Origin of the sequence: Actinocrinis puniceicyclus, assembly GCF_018283645.1 — a bacterium.
GTDB classification, from domain to species: Bacteria; Actinomycetota; Actinomycetes; order Streptomycetales; family Catenulisporaceae; genus Actinocrinis; species Actinocrinis puniceicyclus.
This window is the reverse complement of the sequence record NZ_JAGSXH010000114.1, coordinates 1-18,300: the sequence shown is the minus strand read 5'-3', so window position 1 is coordinate 18,300 and position 18,300 is coordinate 1. Positions and strand designations below refer to the sequence as shown.

The 18,300-nt window shown below is 68.8% G+C and carries 15 protein-coding genes and 1 pseudogene; 7 read left to right on the top strand and 9 right to left on the bottom strand.

The window, feature by feature from the left end; genetic code table 11:
* Window positions 1–335: 335 nt before the first annotated feature.
* From KGA66_RS23400 to KGA66_RS23390, 3 genes are all read right to left on the bottom strand, one after another.
* Entirely contained in the window at window positions 336–1,763 is a 1,428-nt protein-coding gene (locus tag KGA66_RS23400) for a DUF8746 domain-containing protein (RefSeq protein ID WP_211470664.1), read from the bottom strand.
* 205 nt (window positions 1,764–1,968) lie between these two features.
* Complete coding sequence (locus KGA66_RS23395) at window positions 1,969–2,721, bottom strand: NUDIX hydrolase (RefSeq protein ID WP_211470662.1); 753 nt, start codon at window positions 2,719–2,721, stop codon at window positions 1,969–1,971.
* A 66-nt stretch (window positions 2,722–2,787) separates the two neighbouring features.
* On the bottom strand, window positions 2,788–4,242 hold the full coding sequence (locus KGA66_RS23390) for a DUF4192 domain-containing protein (protein WP_211470660.1): 1,455 nt from the start codon (window positions 4,240–4,242) through the stop codon (window positions 2,788–2,790).
* Between the two features lie 418 nt (window positions 4,243–4,660).
* On the opposite strand from KGA66_RS23390, the gene KGA66_RS23385 reads away from it, so the two are divergent.
* From KGA66_RS23385 to KGA66_RS23375, 3 genes are all read left to right on the top strand, one after another.
* Complete coding sequence (locus KGA66_RS23385; protein ID WP_211470658.1) at window positions 4,661–5,347, top strand: response regulator transcription factor; 687 nt, start codon at window positions 4,661–4,663, stop codon at window positions 5,345–5,347.
* A gap of 101 nt (window positions 5,348–5,448) precedes the next feature.
* Window positions 5,449–6,939 carry a sensor histidine kinase gene (locus KGA66_RS23380; RefSeq protein ID WP_211470656.1) on the top strand — a complete coding sequence of 497 codons (1,491 nt, stop codon included), beginning with the start codon at window positions 5,449–5,451 and terminating at the stop codon, window positions 6,937–6,939.
* Between the two features lie 70 nt (window positions 6,940–7,009).
* Window positions 7,010–8,614 carry a S1C family serine protease gene (locus KGA66_RS23375; protein WP_211470654.1) on the top strand — a complete coding sequence of 535 codons (1,605 nt, stop codon included), beginning with the start codon at window positions 7,010–7,012 and terminating at the stop codon, window positions 8,612–8,614.
* A gap of 147 nt (window positions 8,615–8,761) precedes the next feature.
* On the opposite strand, the gene KGA66_RS23370 is transcribed toward KGA66_RS23375, so the two are convergent.
* A complete protein-coding gene (locus KGA66_RS23370) occupies window positions 8,762–9,556 on the bottom strand; it encodes a prenyltransferase/squalene oxidase repeat-containing protein (RefSeq protein ID WP_211470652.1) in 795 nt (264 codons plus the stop codon).
* Window positions 9,557–9,769: 213 nt separating this feature from the next.
* Here KGA66_RS23370 and KGA66_RS32250 point away from each other — a divergent pair.
* The 3 genes and pseudogenes from KGA66_RS32250 to KGA66_RS23355 all read left to right on the top strand — a co-directional run.
* Window positions 9,770–9,994 (top strand): annotated as a pseudogene (locus KGA66_RS32250) (Txe/YoeB family addiction module toxin); the annotation flags it as partial.
* Window positions 9,995–10,188: 194 nt separating this feature from the next.
* The gene (locus KGA66_RS23360) at window positions 10,189–10,440 is read left to right on the top strand and encodes a type II toxin-antitoxin system Phd/YefM family antitoxin (RefSeq protein ID WP_211470650.1); all 252 of its coding nucleotides are present in this window, start codon (window positions 10,189–10,191) and stop codon (window positions 10,438–10,440) included.
* On the top strand, window positions 10,437–10,697 hold the full coding sequence (locus KGA66_RS23355) for a Txe/YoeB family addiction module toxin (protein ID WP_211470647.1): 261 nt from the start codon (window positions 10,437–10,439) through the stop codon (window positions 10,695–10,697). Before KGA66_RS23360 ends, KGA66_RS23355 begins: the two co-directional genes overlap by 4 nt.
* Before the next feature lie 550 nt (window positions 10,698–11,247).
* On the opposite strand, the gene KGA66_RS23350 is transcribed toward KGA66_RS23355, so the two are convergent.
* The 5 genes from KGA66_RS23350 to nrdR all read right to left on the bottom strand — a co-directional run bounded on the left by KGA66_RS23350 (window position 11,248) and on the right by nrdR (window position 17,213).
* A complete protein-coding gene (locus KGA66_RS23350; RefSeq protein ID WP_211470645.1) occupies window positions 11,248–12,303 on the bottom strand; it encodes a Fic family protein in 1,056 nt (351 codons plus the stop codon).
* A 419-nt stretch (window positions 12,304–12,722) separates the two neighbouring features.
* Complete coding sequence (locus tag KGA66_RS23345; RefSeq protein WP_211470643.1) at window positions 12,723–13,055, bottom strand: hypothetical protein; 333 nt, start codon at window positions 13,053–13,055, stop codon at window positions 12,723–12,725.
* Between the two features lie 10 nt (window positions 13,056–13,065).
* Entirely contained in the window at window positions 13,066–13,230 is a 165-nt protein-coding gene (locus KGA66_RS23340) for a hypothetical protein (protein ID WP_211470641.1), read from the bottom strand.
* A 277-nt stretch (window positions 13,231–13,507) separates the two neighbouring features.
* Window positions 13,508–16,576 carry a vitamin B12-dependent ribonucleotide reductase gene (locus KGA66_RS23335; RefSeq protein ID WP_211470639.1) on the bottom strand — a complete coding sequence of 1,023 codons (3,069 nt, stop codon included), beginning with the start codon at window positions 16,574–16,576 and terminating at the stop codon, window positions 13,508–13,510.
* Window positions 16,577–16,721: 145 nt separating this feature from the next.
* Window positions 16,722–17,213, bottom strand: coding sequence for a transcriptional regulator NrdR (nrdR, locus tag KGA66_RS23330; RefSeq protein WP_369015944.1), 492 nt, complete (start codon window positions 17,211–17,213; stop codon window positions 16,722–16,724).
* Between the two features lie 683 nt (window positions 17,214–17,896).
* Between nrdR and KGA66_RS32520 the strand changes: the two genes are divergently transcribed.
* Window positions 17,897–18,300: LexA family protein (locus KGA66_RS32520; RefSeq protein WP_498066741.1), on the top strand; the 404-nt coding region annotated here is incomplete at its 3' end.

The window sequence follows — 18,300 nt, the reverse complement described above, 5'->3', positions numbered from 1 at the left end:
GGCTGGGCGGGACCGCGTGGGTGAGCCCGACCATGTGGCGCGCGGCGGGGAGTGTTAGCAGCGCCGAGCCGAGCAGAGCGAGAACCGCCGGGCCGCGGACCGCGCGCAAGCGCCCGAGACGCACCACTTCGTATCGCAAGGCGCCGACGAGACTGGCTGCGGCGCAGAGCGCGGACCTCACGGCTGGACCTCCCGGACACTCGTTTTCGGCGGGCGCCGCAAGGGTGGCAGCGACGCGATGACACGGCGTTCGAACCGGTTTCCGGGCATGGCGTGGTGCGCGGCGACCGGCGCGGTGCGACGCGCCGGGCATCCGCCGTTCGCACGGCGGCGGCTCACCGACGGACCTCTGTTTCCGGCGCGGACACCGGCTCCCCGGCCGCTTCGGGCCCGGAATCGGTCGGCGTGACCCGCACGTCGGCGATCTGGGACCCGGCCGCGCCCGAGGCCGAGTTCGAGCCTGGCTCGCAACCAGGACCTGCCACGGGGGCGGACGTGTGCGCGGCGGCTGCGATCTGCCGCTGCGCGCGTGCTTCCCGCCGTTCCCGCAGGAGCGCCGGTTCCGGCCCGGGCTGCGCCGCTACGGCGCGGCCGACGACCGGCGCGGCTGCGGGTCGCGCCGGCACAAGCCGGACGCTGCCGCTGGGCGTCACGACGCCAGGGGCCCGCCTGCCGTCGGGCACGCCCCGCGGCGGGAACACCGGCCGCGCCCTGCGGCCCATGCACGCGGCGAGCACCAGGTCCGCCGGATCCGAGCCGGTGAACCTTTCCGACAGCTCGTGGACCGGGATGCCATGCCGGAATGCCAAGTCACCGACTCTCGCCCGGTCGAGACCGCGCACCTCAAGGCACGCGCCATCGCTTTGCGTGCTGCGCGCCCCCGCTTCGGCGAGGATCGCCGCCAGCCGGACGACCTGCGGCGAGCGCACGACGACGACGGCACCGGTCGGGGCGCGCAACACCTCCTGCGCGGTCCGGGTGCCGACCAGGTAGCCGGCGTCCAGCAGCAGTACCCGGTCCACCATCGCGACCAGGGTCTCGGTGTCCGAGCCGGTGACCAGGGCCGCGCGGCCCTGTGCCGTGAAGGCCCGCAGCAAAGCGGCGAGCCAGGCCAGGCCCTCCGGCTCAAGCCCGCGGTCAGGGCAGTCGAGTAGCAGAGCCGCGGGATCGCCGAGCAGCGCCACCGCGATGCCCAGCCGGGTGGACATTCCCTCGGTCAGTTCACTCAGGCGGGTGCGGCTCTGGCCGCTCAGACCGACGATGTCGAGCACTGCGTCGATCCGATCACCGGGTCGAGCCCGGCGACTGGCCGGGTCGCGACGTCCCAGGCGCCCCGCCCGGACAATGCCGGCCGCGTCGGCAGTGACGGCAGTGGCGGAATCCGGCTCGCGGTCGCCGGCGTCATGCGGTTGAGCGTCCGCGCCCCGCATGCCGTTCATCATGCCGGAGCGCGCCGCGCCGGGGTCGGTGGCCAACGCGAGCCGCAGGTGGTTGCGCACGGTCCGGTCCGGGTCGCCGCCGGGGGGATCGAGTAGCAGCCCCACCTCCCGCATCGGGCGGCGCAGCGATCGGTAGGTTCGCCCGTCGAACAGAGTCTCCCCGCGACCACGTTCCAACTGCACCATCCGGCGCAGCAGCACGCTCTTGCCCGCGCCGGTTCCGCCGAGCATTCCGGTCACCTGGCCGGGGCGCACGTCGAAGCTGACCGCGTCGAGAACGGTCCGGCCGCGGCGACGCACGGTCAGGTCGATGGCTTCGATCATGCCCGGCACCTCCTGGCCGCGTCAGCTGACCCCTGGGAACTGAATCTCCTCTCGATCGTCGGGCCGCCGTAGCCGGACTCGGGCGCTGACACGCTCGCGCGATGCAGAAATCCACCCGCATGGGGGCGCCGAACCCGTTAGAGGGCGTCTAGTTTGCACTTCTTTGCCCCGGCAGGTGCCTCGCCATCGTCAAGCGGCGTGCGCATCAGGCCGGCCGAAGCATCGGCGGATTGAGCAGGGTGACGTCTCCCAGCCGGAACAGCTGGGCTGGACGACCGCCCTGACGGGCCGTCGTGTCGCCCACCGGGATCAGGAATCCCTGTGTGCCGGTGACCTTGCGGTGGAAGTTGCGCGGGTCGAGGGTGACTCCCCAGACCGCTTCGTAGACGCGGCGCAGTTCTCCGACGGTGAACTGCGGAGGGCAGAACGCGGCGGCGAGCGGGGAGTATTCGAGCTTTGCGCGGGCCCTCTCGACGCCGTCGGCAAGGATCTTCGCGTGATCGAAGGCCAGCGTCGCATCGGCCGCCGCCGCCGGTGATCCCGGGAAAAGGGCGGGCAGCAGCGCCGCTACCGGGGTCCAGGCCGCGGCGGCGGCGTCGCCGCCCGCGCGTGGACTGGGCAGGTCGGGGGCGAGCGCGAGGTAGGCCACCGAGATGACCCGCATCCGCGGATCCCGGTCCACCGCCCCGTAGGTCGCCAACTGTTCGAGGTGCACGGGAAGTCGCGCCAGCCCGGTCTCCTCCGCCAGTTCGCGGGACGCGGCACGGTCCAGCGACTCGGCTTCGCGAACGAAGCCGCCAGGCAGTGCCGCGCAGCCCTCGAAGGGCGGCTCACCGCGGCGCACCACCAGCGCCGAGAGGGCTGAGTCCCGGACCGTGAGGACCACCAGGTCCACCGTGACCGCGAACGGCGGCCAGTCTCGGGGGTCGTAGCCCTCCGGGCTTTGCGACTTCGCCATGAGCGCGCATCATATATCGTCCGAATGACGATAACCAGCGACGTTGATCGCTCACGTGCCATCAGGTCACAGCGCCTTGCGTCGCGCACGATCCCGTTCCTGGGACGAGACGTGCTCGGCGCGCATCTCGTCGAGACGACGCGCCGTACCGCAGGCGGCCTCACGGACCAGTTCGGGGCCGACGCCGCGCTCAAGGCCCTGCTTGATCAGACCGGCGAGCGCGTAATCAGGCACTGCGGCCACGGCGCGTTCAAGGCAGAGCCGGCTCCACGCACCCCAGCCGAGGGCCCATGCCGCCCATGCGGCCACGGAGTAGGCGGCTGCCGCCTGCTCGGCGGTCACGGCCCGCCGGGCGAGCTCGACGCTCAGGGCGACCGCCTGCCCAGCGCGGTCGTCGCCGCACCAGGTCGCCAAATAGTCGCGCACGCGCACGTCGGGCAGGGCGACCAGCAGGGCGCCGGCCGCCTCGTCCGACAGCGCCCGGTCCGGCGGCACCTGACCGTCGCAGAGGCTGTCGGCGAGTTGCCAAGCGCGCACGACGTCGTCCCAGTCGAAGTCGACGGGGCCGCTTGGCACCCGCGCCGGCCGTGCTGTCAAGCCGTCCGCCTCGTCGCCAGCGTCAGGCCCCGTTTCGGCGTATTCGCAGCCGAATCCTCCCTCCGCGGCACAGTCGCCATAGGGCGCCTCCTGAGGCTGGGCCGAGCCGAGCACCAGCGACGGTTGCAGTGCGGGATGGAACGGGACGCCGGTGTCGTCACCCAGACCCCCGTTCGGGAGGCAGATCCCGCCGGCGTCGAAAGCCCGGCCCGCGTCAGGCAGCACCACCCGGCCCGCCGCGGGCGCCGCGTGCTCGGCCGCGATCTGGCCGAGCGCGCTGTCACAGGCCGCGCGCATGCGCTCGGCCATCTCGGGTCCGTACGGCTCCAGGCTCTGCGCCAGCGCAGCGCGGCTGGGTAGCACCGCCAGCCCCGAGTAGGCGCTGAGGGCGGCGATGGCGCTGACGCCGCTGTCCAGCGGCACGCCCTCGGGCGGACAGCAGTTCGGGCTGTCGCACAAGAACGACCACCACCGCCCATCGCTGACGAAGAGCACGTCCAGCGGTGGGACACCTGCTACGCGCAGCGGTGTGCACATCCCGGCGACGAGCCTGCGGTACTCCGCCATACGCGCCGGACCACCCTCCGGCGGGTAGATGACGCACAACGTCTCGTTCGCCCCGGTTTCCAGAAGCCGGCCGGCCACCCAGCGGCCGAACGCCGCCGGGCTGTGCGCCGCCGAGGTCAGGTCGACCCGCAGGCCGTGGCTGATCCCGGCGCGGCTTTCGTGCGCCGACCGCGACAACCCGAGGACCACCACGCTCGCGTCGGGATGGAAGCCAAAAAAGTGCGGGACGGCCGCAGCCACCTCGGCCGGGGACCCGAGCCGCACCGCTCCCGGCAAGCCGCCCTCCAGTTGCGCGGCCAGCGCCTGCGCTTCCTCCTCGCTGCCCACGGCGATCTGGAAGCCGTTGAAGCGGTCCACCTGTGGTTCCGCCGGACCCACTTCCTCGCACGCGGGGCATCCGCGACCCCCGCAGCACACGCCGCCCGTGGCGGTAGCCGTCGTCACAGTCATCAGCCTTGCCTTCCTCACGTCGTTTCCGCCGCCTACCGGCGGATCGGACGGCACTGCCGCGGCCGTCCTGAGATAACGATCACGGGTCTGCAAGCCGTGTGGGGACGATTTCCCGCAGCCTGTGGACAACTCCCCCTTGTGGACAAAGGTCATCGCCTGAACAGCGCAATCGATGATCTGAATATCGATTAGCCTGAAGCTGGTTGTACGACCAAAGGAGGATTGGACGGCTTCGAACCGGCATCTGATCCAGTCATCCGGGAGCTTCGCGCGGGTCGGCGGCGCGTCTCAGGACGTTCTCAGCGCGCCGCGCAACACTTCGGGCATGCGGATTCTGGTAGTTGACGACGACCAGGCGGTGCGGGACTCGCTGCGGCGTTCACTCGCGTTCAACGGATACGACGTGGACGTGGCTGCGGACGGGCTCGCCGCGCTCGAATCGATCGCCCGCAACCGCCCGGACGCGGCGGTGCTCGACGTGATGATGCCCAGGCTGGACGGCCTTGAGGCGTGCCGCCGACTGCGATCCGCGGGCGAGGACCTGCCCATCCTCGTGCTGACCGCCCGCGATGCGGTCTCCGACCGCGTCGCCGGCCTCGACGCCGGCGCCGACGACTATCTGCCCAAGCCCTTCGCCCTGGAGGAGTTGCTGGCTCGCCTGCGCGCGCTGCTGCGCCGCACGCAGTCCGCTTTCGCGTCGGGGCAGGACGTGCTCGCCTTCGCCGATCTGTCGCTGGACAGCGCGGCTCGCGAAGTGACCCGCGGCGATCGCACCGTGCGGCTGACCCGCACCGAGTTCAACCTGCTGGAACTGCTTATGCGTCATCCCCGGCAGGTGCTGACGCGCGCTCAGATCCTTGAAGAGGTCTGGGGTTTCGACTTTCCGACGACAGCCAACTCACTCGAGGTGTACATCGGCTATTTGCGTCGCAAGACCGAGGCGGAGGGCGAGCCACGTCTGATTCACACCGTGCGTGGGATCGGTTACGCGCTCCGGGAGACCGCGCCGTGACCGCGGTAGCTCACGACGAAGCGGATCAGCGGCGCGAAGAAAGCCGGAATGCAGCGGGTCCGCGAGTGAAGGGCGGCCCCCTGCGGGGGGCACTGCATCACATGCCGCTGCGGGCCCGCGTGTCCGCACTGGTGATGATCACGGTCGGGCTGGCGATCACCATCACGTCCATCGTCAGCTACATAATCGTGCGCAATGAGATCGTCAGCCGCTTCGACGACGACCTCTTCCAGCGCGCCGTCTTCGTCGCGCATTCGGAACTGGCGGATCCCACGGTCCTGCCGAACAGCTCCGAGGCCGCGGTGCTCCTGAACTCGCTCGGCCTTGAGGAGACCATCGTCACTGCCGCGGGTGTCAAGATCGAGCCGGCCACTGTGGCCGTGCCGCTCGGGAACGGGCAGACGGTGTCGGTGCATCCCGCCGCGCCCGTCGGACCGCAGGAGTACGCGGTCGCGGCGGGCCAGCTGAGCCGGTGTACCCGGACGGTGCAGGAGAGCACCGGTACGTACCGCGTGATGTCCGTGCAGATAAACGCCAACGAGGGCATCGCTCTGGTGCTCGCCGCTCCCTTCGGGCCCACCGAGGCCACGCTGCACACACTGGGCCTGGTGTCCCTCCTCGTCGGCCTGGCCGGCGTGGCCGTCGCGGGAACCGCGGGCTTCCTGCTCGGGCGCGCCGCGCTGCGTCCCGTGCAGCGCCTTACGCTCGCCACGGAGTACATCGCCAAGACAGGCGACCTACGCCGTATCGAGGTCACCGGCGACGACGAACTGGCACGGCTCACGACGAGCTTCAACACGATGCTCACCGCCCTGGCGCGCTCACAGGAGTACCAGCGCCGACTGGTCGCCGACGCGGGACACGAGTTGCGCACTCCGCTGACCTCGATGCGGACCAACCTCGATCTGCTCGCGCAGGCGATGGCCGAGCCGGACAATCCGCGGTTGTCCGCTCAGGACCGGATCGATCTGATGAACGACGCGAGGGCGCAGATGGAAGAGCTCTCGCTGTTGATCTCCGATCTGGTGGAGCTGTCCCGGGACGAGCACCCGGCCCGGACGCTGGAGCACGTGGATTTCGCGGACGTGGTGGAACGCGCCGTCGAGCGGGTACATCGGCGCGCCCCGTCGCTCACGTACGACGTACAACTGGATCAGTGGTATCTGGAGGGCGACCCGGCGGCGCTGGAACGCGCCGTGACGAATCTGCTGGACAACGCCGCGAAGTGGTCGCCGTCCGCCGGGACGGTCACGGTGCGGTTGCATCAGGGAGCGCTGCAGGTCTCCGACCAGGGCCCGGGCATCGCGCCCGAGGACCTGGCCCACATCTTCGAGCGCTTCTACCGCTCCCCCGAGGCACGCACCATGCCGGGTTCCGGGCTCGGCCTGGCGATCGTGCGGCAGGTCGTGGAGAACCACGGCGGCCGGGTCGCGGCGGCGCGGGCGCCCGGCGGCGGCGCGCTGCTCGGCGTATGGCTGCCTGGTCAGGCGTCGGATCCGGCGTCGCACTCCCCGGCGTCCGCTGCCCTTTCCGCGCCGGGCGCCCAGACCCGGTCCGGCGGCGAGCCGGGCGCCTCGCCTGAGGGTTTGTAACGTCAATTACACAAACAGTTCTGCACACCGTCTCAGCCGCATCTCAGACTGAGGGAAGAAAGTTAGAGCCATGACCGAGACGCCTGACAACCGCGCGACCCACCCGGTGGCGGATGCCGCCGACTCCGCGACCGGCTACACGCCGCCGGCCGCCGACGAACGGACAGAGACAGGGCCTGCGTCGCCGGAATCACAGCCGCAGCACCAGTCGCCGTCGCCCTATGCGCACCAGGCCGAATCGGCCGTCCCGCCGGCCACGTCGCAGCAGGCGCAGCCGCCACTGGCACCGCAGCCGGCGACGCCTGCGCAGCCCGCCGCCGCGCAATCGACCGAGGTGATCAACCGGCCGCTTGAGTCGCCCGCAGGGTCGGCGCCGCTGCCCTCCACGCCGGTGTGGGGCGCGCCGCCGCAGCAACCTCACCCGGCGGCGCACGGCTGGGGCGGACCGGCTGATCCCGCCGCGACCGGCGGCGCACCGCCGAACTGGGCGGCCCCCGCTCCCAACGGCCTGCCCCCGTACGGTTCGCCCGAGTCGGCGGTCGGCGGCGAGCGCCGGCGGCCGATCGCAAAGCTGGCGCTGGTGACCGCGGTCCTGGCGGGGCTCATCGGCGGGGGCCTGGGCGCCGGGATCACCTACGCGGTGACCCGCGACAACTCCACGACCACGACCTCGCTCGGCGGCAGCACCGCGACCGGCAGCTCGAACGGCCTGAACACCGGATCGGCCAACGCCAATCAGGTCACCGCCGCGGCGGCGAAGATCCTGCCGTCCGTGGTGACCATCTCGGTGACCGCCGCTGACGGCACCGGCGACGAGGGCAGCGGGATCATCATCTCGTCCAATGGCGAGATCCTGACCAACAACCACGTCGTCGCGGCCGCGGCCACGTCCGGCGACAGCGTGTCGGTGACCTTCGGCGGCGGGAAGATCACCCCGGCCAAGATCGTCGGCCGGGACGAGGCCAGCGACCTGGCGGTGATCCAGGCCAGCGGGGTCAGCGGGCTGACGGCTGCCACCCTGGGCGACTCCTCGACCCTCGCGATCGGCCAGGGCGTGGTCGCGGTCGGCGCTCCACTGGGGCTGTCCAACACCGTGACCACGGGCATCATCTCCGCGCTTAACCGCCCGGTGACGCCCTCCAGCGGCACCGGCTCGCCGGGTTCGACCAACTCGGTGCTCGACGCGATCCAGACCGACGCGTCGATCAACCCGGGTAACTCCGGTGGTCCGCTGGTCGACCTGTCCGGCAATGTGATCGGCATCAACTCGGCGATCGCGACCGCGAGTTCCGGCAGCCTCGGCGGCTCGCAGAGCGGTTCGATCGGCCTCGGCTTCGCCATACCGGTCAACCAGGCCAAATGGATCGCGGACGAGCTGATCAACAAGGGCAAGGCGACGCACTCCCTGCTGGGCGTCAGCGTGACGCCGCCGGGACCGACGGCGACGCTGGCGGGCGCCGTGGTCAAGACGGTGAGCCCCGCCGGCGCGGCGGACAAGGCCGGCATCAAGGCCGGCGACGTCATCGTCAAGGTCGACGATCAGCAGATCAACAGCGCCGACGCGCTGGTCGCCGCGATCCGCTCGTACAAGCCGGGCACGACCGTGACGCTCGCCTATGTGCGTAACGGCCAGACCGGGACGGCGCAGGTCACTCTGCTCCCGGCCTCCTCCTGAATCCGGCGGCGCAGCAAGCTGGCGAAATAGCTGGTGACGTAGGGCGCGGCTCCGCTCACACGCGGGGCCGCGCCCTACGTTTGGCGGGCGGATGCCCGGTCCGGCCCTTTGGATTGACCTTCTCGATTGAGCCCCTCGATAGACCCTCTATGCGCGCAGTAGCACCCTGCACGCGGTGACGGAGACTGAAGCACTCGGTTCGCCGTCGTCGCCGGGCCACCAGCCGTCTTCGGCCTGAATCGCCGTCAGCCTGGCCGCGATCCGGCGTGTCCATCGATCGCCGGTCGGTGTGTTCGAGCCGAACCAGACCAGGTCGGGGGCGCTGAGTGTGTCGAAGGAGCGGCCGACCACGTCCAGCAGTCGGCGGGCGGCCAGGTCGTGTCCGACGGCCCGCAGCACCCGGGCGCCGAGCCAGTGCGCGGGCAGACCTCCCGGCAGGCGGCCGTGCGGGTCGAGCAACCGTTCCAGGGATTGCGCGGCCCGTTCGATCGCGTGCTGCGGGCCTTGGAGCGCGGCGAGCGCGCGGGCACAGTTGGCGGTCAGGTACGCCCGCGCGGCCGCCGAGCCAGGCATGAGGTGGTCCGGCGTGCGGTAGCTCGGGCCTTCTCGCCACGTTCCGTCGTCGAGCTGGCTGGAGGTCAGGAAGGCCACGGCGGCCGGTGCGTCGACTTGCGGCGGTAGCGTCGCGAAGTCGGAGACCAGGTCGAGGACGAGACAGGTCGCGTCGAGACTGGACGCGCCTTCGGACCAGGGCGCAGGCCAGCCGCCGTCGGAGTTCTGCGGCGGCTGCGGGGGCACCGGTTCGCGAATCCAATCGCCTTTGCGCAGCGCTACCGGCAGCAACGCGGAAAGACGGGCGAGGTCGAAAGGTCCCCCGTGGCCCTCAACGTATAGCGCGGTGCGACTGAGTGCTGCGGACACGCCTTCGGGAGTCTCGTTCACACGCCGACGCTACCGAGACCAGGGCCATGAATGGTCACTGGCTGATAACAAAAGGCGCCGAAGCGGAGGTGAAGGCGTCCTGGACGCAGTCAGGCGACCGGAGGTGACCGGATCGCGGTACGCAATCCGCGGAAGGAAAAAGGGGTCCGTCCGCCGACCCGCAGCGTCAGCGCCGCGACCGCTGACGGCCGCGATTTTCGTTCCGCGTGTGAGCTGCTCTGGGACGAGAGCGCCTGGGAGGACTACGTCTGGTGGCAGACGCAGGACCGCAAAGTACTCAGACGGATCAACACTCTCATCCAGGACGTCCAGCGCAACGGCAACGAGGGCATCGGCAAACCCGAGCCGCTCAAGCACGGTTTCCACGGATACTGGTCGCGCCGGATCACCGACGAGCACCGGCTGATCTACAAGGTCGCCGACGAAGAAGTGCGCTTACTCGGAGCTGCGTTATTCCTCCGTCGCAGACGACGCTTGGTCGCAAGCACAGCGCCGTTCGGCCGCTTGACGCTACACGCCGCCAAGCGGCCGACACCGGACGCCTCCATCACGCCCGGATTGCCGATCTGCCGGCGGTTGCCACCCGATCCGGCATGACGTACAATTTCTTGTACAAGTCAAGGAGGTGTGCAATGCGCACAATGACCTATTCCGAATCACGTGCCAAGTACGCCGAGACCCTGAGCGCGGTGGTTGACGACCGCGAGGAGGTCATCATCACGCGGGCCGGACACGACCCGGTGGTCATGGTCGCCCTCGATGACTACGAGTCGCTCAAGGAGACCGCCTACCTGCTGCGCAGCCCCGAGAACGCCCGCCGCCTGCTGGCCTCGATCGACCGACTCGAACATGGAGGCGGCACCGCAAGGGAGTTGGCAGAGTGAAGCTGCTCTGGGACGAGAGCGCCTGGGAGGACTACGTCTGGTGGCAGACGCAGGACCGCAAAGTGCTCAAACGGATCAACGCCCTCATCCAGGACGTCCAGCACAACGGCAACGAAGGCATCGGCAAGCCCGAACCGCTCAAGCACGGCTTCCACGGGTATTGGTCGCGCCGGATCACCGATGACCACCGGCTTATCTACAAGGTCGTCGACGAAGAAGTCCGCATCGCAGCATGCCGCTATCACTACGGGCGGTGACCCTGACCGTGACCTTGCTTCGCCGCACCCCGGCTACCAGCACAATCACGCGCCCGGTGTGCCCTTTTGCCGGTGGAGTGTACTTATTCGGAGGCTGCAGTATTCCCCGGCCGTCGCTGATGCTTTGAGGCCCGGTAGGCGTCGCGCCAATCACCCGGCTCTAACGCCTGTCCGTAGACCCATTGCGCAGCGTCGGCATAGCCACTGGCGCGACTCGGACGCCCTCGACCCACCACGACGGTGCTCCCGTCCACCACGACTCCGGCTCGGCGTAGATTTGATACACCAAGCCACTACTCAAATGAACTTATCAAGTAGGCGGGGCCAGCGACGGGCGGCACGCTCGCAATGTCAGGCGGGGAGGGCGAAACCAGTTGCATCCAATGCAACAAATCCGTCCGCCTAAGAGCGACTCAGGCGAGCCAACGTATGGGCCTGGCTCCCCTGTGACCTGCTCTATTGCGGCAGAACAACGCCCGTAATACTGGTGGAGTGTACTCATTCGGAGCGTGCAGTATTCCTCGGCTCGGCGGGTGATCTTCGCGCGGTCTCAGACGACTGACGTCCTGGTCCAGGTTGCCGCTCGACCGGTACCGTCCGCTCGAACGCTGCCCTCGACCTTGAGTTGTTCGAGAACTAGTCGGATGGTCTGGTCACTGACGCCGGGAACAGCGGTTCTGACATCTGCGAGCCGGAAGGTCGCGGGTGCGTGACGCAGGATGTGCACGCGGATGCGCTCCTGCTTGGTACCAGGCGTCTTCGCCGCGGCCGCGCGGTCAGCGAACACGGCATACGCTTCCGCGATCATCCCGGTGAAGTACTCCAACCACGGCCACGGGTCAGCCGCCCCCTCGTGCCAACCGTGCGTGGAGTCCAGAAGCGCCTGGTAGTAGGCGTCGGCCGACTCGGCGACGGACTGTTCGAGGCTCACGTAACGTCCGACGTTGTATCCGTGGTCCATGAGCAGCGCGTTAGTGAGTGCGCGAGCGACGCGCCCGTTACCGTCCTCGAAAGGGTGGATCACGAGCAGATCGAGGACGAACAGCCCGTCCAGGAGCGCCGGATGGTGCTCGCCGCTTCGATGCGCGTCGCGGTAGCGGCTGATGAGGTCGTCAACCGCGAATGACGTGAGCGCGGCGGCCACAGGCTTGAACCGGACCGTTGAGGTGCCGTCCGGCGAGCGGTCGACTACCAGGTTGTCCTGCGATTTGAACGCACCGCCGGGTGCCGCCGTGTGGGCGAACAACAGCCGGTGCACGTGAAGCAGCAACCCGGCGTTGAGCGGTCGCCAATCCTGCTGGAAAAGGTAGTCCTGGGCATCGCGATAGCCGGCGAGTTCCTGCTCGCTCCTGGTGCGCAGTACTGCGGCCCGCCTGTTGATGATTCGCTCTGCACGGTCCACGTCCGAGACCACGACGCCCTCGATCGCGGACGACGCGGTGATGCTCTGCACCCTGGCTCGATGGGAGAGCTCGGTCAGCAAGCCTGGCAGCTGATCCCGGTACAGCGCCTCTGATCCGCGACCGAAGTCGATGGCACCCAGCCTGGTCACGATCCGCCCCGGAACACGTCCAATGGACGCCTCCAGGTTCGTGAAACTCCGCACCGAAACCTCCTAACGAACCCACCAAACATGCTAATCAAAGTCCAAGTTAGCATGTTTGGTGGGTTCTTTAGGAAGTTCACTCCGCTGCGCGACAGCCGAGCGTCTGCCGCACCGACGCTTGTTGCATCACATGCAACCGGAGAGCTTCGCAGGCTACGGGAAGTCGGCGAATCGGTGTACGAGATCCGTACGGGACTGGATCGTCAAGTCCTTCAGGAACCGGGTCCGCTGTTGCCGGACCCAGCCCTCGAGCATCGCCTCGAACACCGCAGGCGCTGGGTCCAGCTATCTCACGTTCTCGGCGAGCACAAGGTGCGCCGCACCGACGAGGGCGACAGGCCCATTCATGTGTTGCATCAAACACAACATTGATGCCTTTGGTCAAGATGTAGCCGCCCGCCGTCCGCGGCAGAGCGTTGTTATGCAGACGTCGATCCTTCACGATCTTGTACAACCGGTCCGAGTGCAAACGGCAGAAACGCCATGCGCAGCGTCTTCTGCGGGTCGCCTTCGGCCTGCATAACGAAGTCGTAGCGGCCCGCCGGGTCGCTGACCGGCAGAGTCTTAACATGGTTCGGGTGCTGCTCGATCGTCGCGACAGCCTTGCCGATGACTGCTGTCACGTTGAGTCGCCGGATGAAGAGCAGCAACGTGCCCTTCGTGTCGCGCCACGTGAGGTAGCTCAGGAGTTGGTCGATGGCCTCGGTGAACTTACTCTCGCCCTCCCAGATCTTGCACTCGCCGACGAACACGTTGTCGTCTTCAACTCGGCCGAGCCTGGGCAAGGGCGCTGGCTGCTGCGGACTTCTCGTCCGGAGTCGCCTTCGGGTCGTTCAGCACGTGCGCCGCGTCAGAGGCGACCTTCGGGCTGGTCTGCTTGGAGTTCGTGCCCGACTTGCCGGGCTTCTGCTTGGGCGAAGTTGCCATCTAAACCACTTCCTAACTGTGTGTCAAATTGATCTGCGACTCGGAACGTGGTGTTATGGCGGTTCACTAACCGCGCCGGACACCACGTCCGAGTAGCAACGAGCGCCCAGCCCGGGAAGGCCGGGCGCTCGTCATTTCGGCAGCCATGTTGCGGCCGAAGCGTTTCTCGATCGCGGTCGTGGGCCCATGCGAGCCCACGACCGCCGATCTGAGCATCAGAACCACTTGCTCACACGACTGTGTCGAGTGGTTGCATCTGATGCGATATATCCCAGAATCAGCTGCAGCCGCTCGTGGCGCCGCAGCCCTCGCAGGCGTAGCAACTGCCGGCCGGGCGCATCTTCGTGCCGCAGGTAAGGCACAACGGGGCATCGGCGGCGTGGCCGAGCTTGGCTTCCAGAACCTCCATGGACGAGCCGGCGCCCACCGGGGCAATGCCGGTCGCGGCAGAGCCCTGCGCACTCGGAGCCTGCGAGGTCGCCTCCTGCGCTGCCGGAGCCTGCCGGCCCACGGGCGTGGGGGGCGTGGCTGCCGTGGCCGGCACCGGGTCGCTCGTGCCCGCGGCCGGCCTCGGGGCGCGGCCCTTTATCGGCGCGGACTGCGCGATCTCGGTGAGGTCGGCATCCTCGTCGGACGCGTACGAACCGGTCTCCACCTGGCGCTGGCGCTCGGAGACCGAGTAGATGCCGTAATCGGCGCGCACGTCGAAGGGCAGGTAGTCCAGCGCCAGACGCCGGAAGATGTAGTCCAGGATCGACTGCGCCATCCGCACGTCCGGGTCGTCGGTCAGACCGGCCGGCTCGAAGCGCATGTTCGTGAACTTCGAGACGTACGTCTCCAACGGCACGCCATACTGCAGACCCACCGAGATGGCGATGGAGAAGGCGTCCATCATGCCCGCCAGCGTCGAGCCCTGCTTCGACATCTTCAGGAACAGCTCGCCGAGCCCGTCGTCGGGGTACGAATTGGCGATCATGTAGCCCTTGGCCCCGCCCACCTCGAACGACGTGGTGCTGCCCGGGCGGTTCTTCGGCAACCGGCGACGCACCGGGCGGTGCTCCGACTCCGACGACGCAGACGGGGCCGCCGCGGCGGGTGCAGGCTGGACCGGGGCGGCAATCGGCTGTTGGGCTGCTGCGGCCGCAGCCGCGGCCGCTTCACGCTTGGCGCCCTTCGCGTCCTGCAACGGCTGACCGACCTTGCAGTTGTTGCGGTAGATCGCCAAAGCCTTGAGACCCAGTTTCCAACCCTGGAAATAGATCTCCTCGATCTCCTCGACGGTGGCCGACTCCGGCATGTTGACCGTCTTGCTGATCGCGCCGGACAGGTGCGGCTGGATCGCGGCCATCATCTTCACGTGGCCCATCGGCGCGATCGAGCGCTCGCCCATTGCACAGTCGAAGACCTCGTAGTGCCCGCGCTTGAGACCGGGGGCGTCGACCACGTGGCCGTGCTCGGCGATGTACTCGACGATCGCCTCCACCTGCTCCTCGTGGTACCCGAGCTTGCGCAGGGCGCGCGGGACTGTGTTGTTCACGATCTGCATCGAGCCGCCGCCGACCAGCTTCTTGAACTTCACCAGCGCCAGGTCCGGCTCAACCCCCGTGGTGTCCACGTCCATCATGAAACCGATCGTGCCGGTCGGGGCGAGCAGACTGGCCTGGGCGTTGCGCCAGCCGTTGACCAGACCGGTCTCGATGCCCTCGCGCCAGGACCTCCTCGCCGCGTCGAGGATGTCCGTGTCGAACTTCTCCAGGGTCACCACGGCGTCCGCGGCGGCAGCGTGCTTACGCATCACAGCGGTGTGCGGCTCGGCATTGCTCGCGTAGCCGGCGTACGGTCCGACGACACCGGCCAGTTCGGCGGAACGCTTATACGCGGCGCCGGTCATCAGCGCGGTGATCGCAGCGGCGATGGCGCGTCCGCCGTCGGAGTCATAAGCGTGGCCCGTGGCCATCAGCAACGCTCCGAGGTTGGCGTAGCCGATGCCGAGCTGACGGTAGTCGCGGGTGGTCCGGGTGATCGGCTCGGTCGGGAAGTCGGCGAAGCAGATCGAGATGTCCATCGCGGTGATGACCAGTTCGACGACCTTGGCGAAGGTCTCCGTGTCGAAGGATGCGCCGGACCCGGCGTCGTCCCGCAGGAACTTCATCAGGTTCAGCGAAGCCAGGTTGCAGGACGAGTTGTCCAGCGACATGTACTCCGAGCACGGGTTGGACGCGGTGATCCGGCCCGTGTTCGGGTTCGTGTGCCAGTCGTTGATCGTTCCGTCATATTGGATACCAGGGTCGGCGCACTCCCAGGCGGCCTGCGCCATCTGGTGAAACAGCTCCCTGGCGTCCACGGTCTCGATGACCTCGCCGGTGCCGCGCGCCAGCAGATCGAAGCCGCCGCGCTGCTCGACGGCGTGCATGAACGCGTCGTTGACCCGCACCGAGTTGTTCGCGTTCTGATACTGCACCGAGGTGATGTCCGCGCCGCCGAGGTCCATGTCGAACCCCGCGTCCCGCAGCACCCGGATCTTGTCCTCCTCGCGGGCCTTGGTCCAGATGAACTCCCGGACGTCCGGGTGGTCCACGTCGAGCACGACCATCTTCGCCGCCCGCCGGGTGGCCCCGCCGGACTTGATCGTGCCCGCGGAGGCGTCGGCGCCGCGCATGAAGGACACCGGCCCGGAGGCGTTGCCGCCCGAGGAGAGCAGTTCCTTGGAGGACCGGATGCGGGAGAGGTTCAGTCCCGCACCGGAGCCGCCCTTGAAGATCAGGCCCTCCTCGCGGTACCAGTTCAGGATCGAGTCCATGGTGTCGTCCACGGACAGGATGAAGCACGCGGAAACCTGCTGCGGGCTCCTGGTGCCGACGTTGAACCAGACCGGGGAGTTGAACGAGAAGATCTGGTGCACCAGCGCGTAGGTGAGTTCGTGCTCGAAGATCTCCGCGTCCTCGGGCGAGGCGAAGTAGGCGTACTGCTCGCCGCCCTTGCGATAGGTCTTCACGACGCGGTCGACGACCTGGCGCAGCGACCATTCGCGCTGGTCGGTGCCGAGGGCGCCGCGGAAGTACTTGGTGGTGACGATGTTGGCCGCGTTGACGGACCAGAACGCGGGGAACTCCACGCCGCGCTGCTCGAAGTTGATCGAACCGTCGCGCCAGTTGGTCATGACGACGTCGCGGCGCTCCCACTCGACCTCGTCGTAGGGGTGCACGCCCGGCTTGGTGAAGACGCGTTCGACGCGCAGCCCACGAGGGAGGGAACCGCTCTGCTGCTTCTGCGAGCCGCCCGGCTGACCGGGCACCCCGTGCTGCTTGCCCGCCTTGCGGGCCGGCCCGCTGATTGTTTCCGTCATGAGCGGCGTCCTCTCTCGTACCTTGTCAACGTCTTCGCCCCCGACCGGCTTCCCCACCGGCCGAGGACCACTGCTGCGTCTGCGTCCGTCCTGCGTGGCTGCCCTGCTTCCGCGGCGTCGCGCGGGTACGCGCCGCGACGTCGGCTCAGCCGACCGGGGCCGGCTCGCCCGCCTGCTCGGCGTCGGCGTCCGTGTGGGCGCGGCGCAGCGCGGCGATCTCCGCCTCGAAGTCCTCCAGCGAGTCGAACGCCCTGTAGACGGAGGCGAACCGCAGGTAGGCGACCAGGTCGAGGTCCCGAAGCGGGCCGAGTATCTCCAGCCCGACCTCGTGGCTGGGCAGCTCCGCCAGGCCGCGGGCCCGGATGGCCTCCTCGACCCGCTGCGCCAGCTGCGCGATCTGGTCCTCGGTCACCGGCCGTCCCTGGCAAGCCTTGCGCACACCACCGACAACCTTCTCGCGGCTGAACGGCTCGGTGACCCCGGAGCGCTTGACCACCAGCAGCGCGGCGGTCTCGATCGTGGTGAACCTGCGGTTGCACTGTGGGCAGGAGCGGCGCCGGCGGATCGCGGTACCGTCCTCGGCCGTCCGCGAGTCGATCACCTTGCTATCGGTGTAGCGGCAGAACGGGCAGTGCACGGCGGATCGGCCTCCCTGTGTCATCGCCGCTGGGCGACTGATTGTGACGGACCTGTGGACGCACCCTGTGCATAACCCCGTGACCTGCCGGACCGCCGACTCTACAGCCGATACCACAATCTGTGGAATGCTTCAGACGGCCAGCCACTAGATGTTGGGGTAAACCTAGCACGCTGACCAAGGTGCCGCGACCCCGGCGCGGGCGATCGCCCCCGAGTGTGCGTGTGCTGATTAGCTACGCTCCGCGATCGACCCAGGTGACCATGAACACCTTCGGGTGTCGTGCGCAAGGGTGTTCGCCGCAAATTCCTTCGACCGGATGAATTCACCGTCGAAAACAGGATTAACGACCTGTGCCGGCAGCAGGATGTACGGCAGCACTCGATCGCCGCCGCGGAAGCGGCGAGCACACCGGTGCGACCGGCGGAGGGGATCGGTGCCAACGTGTTCGATAAGCGCGTTCGAACAAGTGTTGGCCGGATGTCAGACGCTTCGGCTACGGTTGGCAACAGGGGTCGGGTCAGGGGCGAACCGCCCGGCCGAGAAAAGGGAAGGGAACCAGGATCATGGCCGGACGGAGCAGTGCAGCCGCGGCGCGGCGTCGCAGTGCCGGCTCGCGGGGTGACGCCTCGCGCGGCGGCGGCGCGGAGCCGGACGGCGAGGGCAACCCCGCCGCGGGCACGATGGCGCGGCAACGCCGGCGCGGACCTACCCGGCTCGGCGCGGAGGCGGCCGACGTGACCAGGGTTCCGCTCTCGCTGCGGCTGACCGACCGTCAGTGCAGGGTGCTCGAGGTCATCCAGGAGTCCATCGACCGGCGCGGCTATCCCCCGTCGATGCGCGAGATCGGCGAGGCCGTGGGCCTGCAGTCCACCTCCTCCGTGCGGCATCAACTGGTGGTGCTGGAGAACAAGGGCTTCATCCGGCGCGACCCGAACCGGCCGCGGGCCTACATCGTGCGCGGACCGAGCGACCCGACCCAGGCGTGGCGGGCGCGCATGGCCCAGTCGCACGCGGGGGCCGCGACCGTCCCGGCGCCCGCGGCGCCCGCGCTTGAGGACGCGGACACGGGCGGGCGGGTGCTGCC